This window comes from Lactococcus sp. UBA7128, from assembly GCF_002492185.1.
GTDB classification, from domain to species: domain Bacteria; phylum Bacillota; class Bacilli; order Lactobacillales; family Streptococcaceae; genus Lactococcus; species Lactococcus muris.
In genome coordinates this window covers 17147-18167 of record NZ_DKXK01000086.1, presented here as the reverse complement: position 1 = coordinate 18167, position 1021 = coordinate 17147, and the positions used below count along the sequence as shown (strand labels likewise).

The following is a 1021-nucleotide window of genomic DNA, read 5'->3' as shown; positions in this document are numbered from 1 at the left end:
CTCAGAAAGGGAGGCAGAAATTGATGCAGAGACTGAGCTTGACTCTGATGATGAGTTAGATTCGGAGAGCTCCACTGATGTTGAAGCTGACTCGGATTCGGAGAGCTCTACTGATGTAGAAGCAGATTCTGATTCAGAGACTTCCACTGAGCTTGATTCTGAATCGGAAAGTGAAGCAGAAATCGATGCAGAGACTGAGCTTGATTCGGATGAGGATTCGGATTCTGATACTTCTGCTGATGTAGAGGCGGACTCTGATTCGGATACCTCTACTGATGTTGAAGCTGACTCGGATTCTGATACTTCCACTGATGTTGAAGCGGACTCGGATTCTGATAGCTCCACCGATGTAGATACGGATTCGGATTCAGAAAGTTCTACTGAGTTTGACTCTAACTCGGAAAGGGAAGCAGAAATTGAAGCGGATACTGAACTTGATTCTGATGAGGATTCTGATTCAGAGACTTCTACTGATGTAGAGGCTGACTCGGATTCTGAGAGTTCTACCGATGTAGAAGCTGACTCGGATTCGGAGAGCTCTACTGATGTAGATACCGACTCGGATTCAGAGACTTCCACTGATGTAGAGGCAGATTCGGATTCTGAGAGCTCCACTGATGTAGAAGCGGATTCGGATTCAGAAAGTTCCACTGATGTTGATGCAGATTCGGATTCTGAGAGCTCTACCGATGTAGATGCGGACTCGGATTCTGATAACTCCACCGATGTAGAGGCGGATTCGGATTCAGAAAGTTCCACTGAGCTTGATTCGGAATCGGAAAGGGAGGCAGAAATTGAAGCGGATACTGAACTTGATTCGGATGAGGATTCAGATTCAGAGACTTCTACTGATGTCGATGTGGACTCTGATTCGGATACTTCTACTGATGTGGATGCGGACTCTGATTCGGATACTTCCACTGATGTTGAAGCTGACTCGGATTCAGAGACTTCCACTGAGCTTGACTCTGACTCGGAAAGGGAGGCAGAAATCGATGCGGATACTGAACTTGATTCGGAT

At 46.4% G+C, this 1021-nt stretch carries 1 pseudogene; it reads left to right on the top strand.

The window, feature by feature from the left end:
• A pseudogene (locus tag B4H39_RS09545) lies at positions 1 to 1021 on the top strand (hypothetical protein); the annotation flags it as partial.